Here is a 3,009-nt window from a genome sequence, read left to right as displayed (position 1 = left end):
TCTCACACCTTTGAGGTCAACCTCTCTGACAACCCCAAGGCAAGCGACACAATACCAATTGACCCTAGGAAGCCGTTGTCCATGATCAACGCCAAGCTTGTGAGGCATCATCAGGCTGCACTGTACCGTCAGCACTTCAACGGGTTGAGCTATAGAAAGTTTGAGAAGACCATTGCACAGCTAGAGCAGAAGCTGTGATCCCTGTGATTATTACTTGGGGGATCGTACTCCTGTTCATGTTCGTCATGGCGAAGCTCACTCAGTCGTTGGAGTCGCTATTGTCATGAGGCGTGACAGCGGGCATCACTTCCTTGGACTTCGACTCCCGCTTCTTTTTGGACTTCTTGCCAGCGCCTTCCTTGGGCGCAGCCTTGGTGGAATCTTCAGCATGCAATTTGAGTTGTTCAACCGCGGCAGCGGCGGCTGCTTCTATCGCAGCGATCAATGCGGCCTTTGAAATATGTCCAGATAACATGGCGAGAAACTCTGCCTTGCTACTTGATTCTTTCCCGATCTTTTTAAGCTTCTTTTTCAGCGACTTAGCCATATCACTACCCTTCATGATAATGTCATCAATCTATGCATATCAGAATTGATTGTCACAATCAATGTGCCTGGTGGAGGCTGCATCACCTCGCACTAACCGCCCCACACCACCATCGCTGCACGACATCAAGGCCCGTGGCTAACGCTGCGGGTCTTCTCACACCCATGTCTCATCCATCACTCACAGAAGGAACCTATAACGATGGACCTCAACCTAATCTCGTTCGCTTGGAACACACTGCAAGTCCATGACGGAAAGCTGGACGTTCTAATCCGAGCCGCTCCACGTATCCCAAAGCACATCCTCGCAGAGATTACCCGATGCTGGCACTGGTCGCTTAAGAAGAAGAATGCTGCCGCACTCGCTGGCCGCAGCCCCGCTGACATCTACAAGGTTTTCAAGTCATGTACCTGAGGTCACCTGTGTACCAGCCCAAGTCTCAGACCTTCACGGTCATCTTCAAGACCGCTGCGACCTACTCCAAACATGGGTACTCGACCTACGACACAGCTTTGTTGGCCTCACTAATCTTCTATTGCCCAGCCGACATCCTTGCGAAGGCTTTAGAGAAGTCCCTGACCAGAGATGCCATGCGCATTCGAAATCTCCGTGCTGTCAAGTTCGAGCGTGAGAAGCAGCGTAGGCAGGACGAAGCCAATGCTCACTGAGTACAAGGCAATCTACATCCCCGCCGTCAAGCAGGGTCGATACGATGTTGTCTTCGAAGGAAAGGTAGTTGTGACAAACAGCTACAGTCCATTCTCAGACACAGCACGATACCTCCTCAGTCAAGGCTTGATGGGCAGGTTAGTTCTCTATGATCAGCGTGGCGTTCCTTGCTTGCTTGGAGGGATCGAGAAGGCAGCAACTCAGATTGTCTACGAGAGCCAAGAGAGTAGTCCGCGTATCGTTAGCTATCACCCGCACCATCACGCTCAGAAGAAGGACCCTAAGCCATGAGCATGACCTTCCACCTCGATATCGAAACCCCCGACACAGTACGTCGCGCCCAATGGGCAGAACTAGACCAAGCCATCTTCAACGTCGATATCTACCTCGTCTACTTCAGGGATAACCCCGCCAACCCGATAATTGTTCAGCTCAAAGGAAAGCCCCGATGGAAATCTGCCCGCTCGACTTTAAGGACCACGGCACCGCCAAGGGCGTCGTTCGGCGTGCCTTTGAGGGCGCCAGGCTTCAGAGCGACCGAATGACAGAGGCGACGCGCATCAAGAACGCCATCGGCTCTCGCAGCTCGCTTCACAATAAGAAGGGCAGGCGGCGCGTGGCCGTCCGCATCTCGCGGGAGTTCGGAGACACCGGCATCGCAATCAATGAAGGTGTCATTGATAAGACCCCGGTTGTGGTGTTCACTTACTACGTGACCAACGAGGCTTGAGGCTTCGATGTTTGCATCGCCTACGTCAGTGGCGTTCGCGGCGGCTACGTTCTCGACTGCTTCACGATCGGCAGCCTCACCCAGCATGCAGCGCTCCGTTTCGTCCAGCGCGGCGACGACCCGCGTGACTTCTCGGCGATGATTTCTGCAGTCACGCGCGTGTCGACCGTCGTCAGCAACGCAAGCAACGCCGGGGTTCTCTGTGACATGCCGGAAGACGCCGCGGTGTTGGCGCCGGCGGGTGGCGGCCTTGCGGCGGTGGTGCACGTCAAGTCGCGTGCGATCGTCACTTTCATTCGCGTTGACCGGCTCGGCCCAGCCCGTGCCGATGTTCTTGAAGGCATGGAGCCGAAGGACTTCAACGAGCCGGGCTTCAGCCTGGGTGTCTACAATACAGACCTTCTGACGGCCGACCAGCTGGCGAAGGTGGCACGATCGGTCGATGTGCTGAAGCGCACCGCCGAGTTCGCCAGCGAGTTGCCGGACCACCTGGCGTTGGCCGGGTGATCCGGCCCGGAACATAGAGATTGAAATACCTACATGGAGCTGAGCACATGACCACCAACACCACAGACACCGCGCAACAGGATGCCGATTACGCGCAGTTTCAGCGCTTGGGCTATGAGATTGCGATGCACGTAACCGACGCGCATGCCGACGCCACTAACAGCGTCACCACGATGGCGCTTGCCAAGGCGCTTTCGATTGTCATCGCGCTGACCACGAGGCCCGGCTTTGAGATCGAGGCCGCGCAGCGCTTGGCCGCCGGGCTAGTGCCACTCGTCGAGGAGAGCCTGATGCAGGCCGCCGCCGACGAGATGCGTCACTAGGCGCGCGGTCCGCGTCACCGAGAACTAACCCGTCAACATCTACAGAGAGACAACATCATGAAGATCAACACCTCCAACACCACCGACATCGCCGCGGCTCTCCGCCAGGTGAACGGAAAGGCCACGGCTTATGTAGCCACCGTCGATGACGTGCGGCATGCCGTTGCCGAGGCCGACGGAGTCCTCGCCGCCCGCGGCGTGACGCTGGCCCACCGCCAGGGCACCATCGCTAC

At 56.7% G+C, this 3,009-nt stretch carries 5 protein-coding genes; 4 read left to right on the top strand and 1 reads right to left on the bottom strand.

Annotated features, from left to right (window positions below; all coding sequences use genetic code 11):
* Window positions 1–198, top strand: a 198-nt coding sequence (locus WCJ41_RS21065) for a hypothetical protein (RefSeq protein ID WP_336907799.1), incomplete at its 5' end; no start/stop codon positions are given.
* 61 nt (window positions 199–259) lie between these two features.
* Here WCJ41_RS21065 and WCJ41_RS21060 read toward each other — a convergent pair.
* Complete coding sequence (locus WCJ41_RS21060; protein WP_336907798.1) at window positions 260–562, bottom strand: hypothetical protein; 303 nt, start codon at window positions 560–562, stop codon at window positions 260–262.
* 1,102 nt (window positions 563–1,664) lie between these two features.
* On the opposite strand from WCJ41_RS21060, the gene WCJ41_RS21055 reads away from it, so the two are divergent.
* The 3 genes from WCJ41_RS21055 (at window position 1,665) to WCJ41_RS21045 (ending at window position 2,776) form a co-directional block, all read left to right on the top strand.
* Window positions 1,665–1,946, top strand: a complete 282-nt coding sequence (locus WCJ41_RS21055; protein WP_336907797.1) for a hypothetical protein — start codon at window positions 1,665–1,667, stop codon at window positions 1,944–1,946.
* Between the two features lie 138 nt (window positions 1,947–2,084).
* Window positions 2,085–2,453 carry a hypothetical protein gene (locus WCJ41_RS21050; RefSeq protein WP_336907796.1) on the top strand — a complete coding sequence of 123 codons (369 nt, stop codon included), beginning with the start codon at window positions 2,085–2,087 and terminating at the stop codon, window positions 2,451–2,453.
* 47 nt (window positions 2,454–2,500) lie between these two features.
* Window positions 2,501–2,776 carry a hypothetical protein gene (locus WCJ41_RS21045; protein ID WP_336907795.1) on the top strand — a complete coding sequence of 92 codons (276 nt, stop codon included), beginning with the start codon at window positions 2,501–2,503 and terminating at the stop codon, window positions 2,774–2,776.
* Window positions 2,777–3,009: the final 233 nt, after the last annotated feature.

This window comes from Aestuariivirga sp., assembly GCF_037139295.1.
Lineage (GTDB): Bacteria > Pseudomonadota > Alphaproteobacteria > Rhizobiales > Aestuariivirgaceae > Aestuariivirga.
Note: the sequence above shows the minus strand (reverse complement) of the source record. Positions and strands in the feature narration are given on the sequence as shown.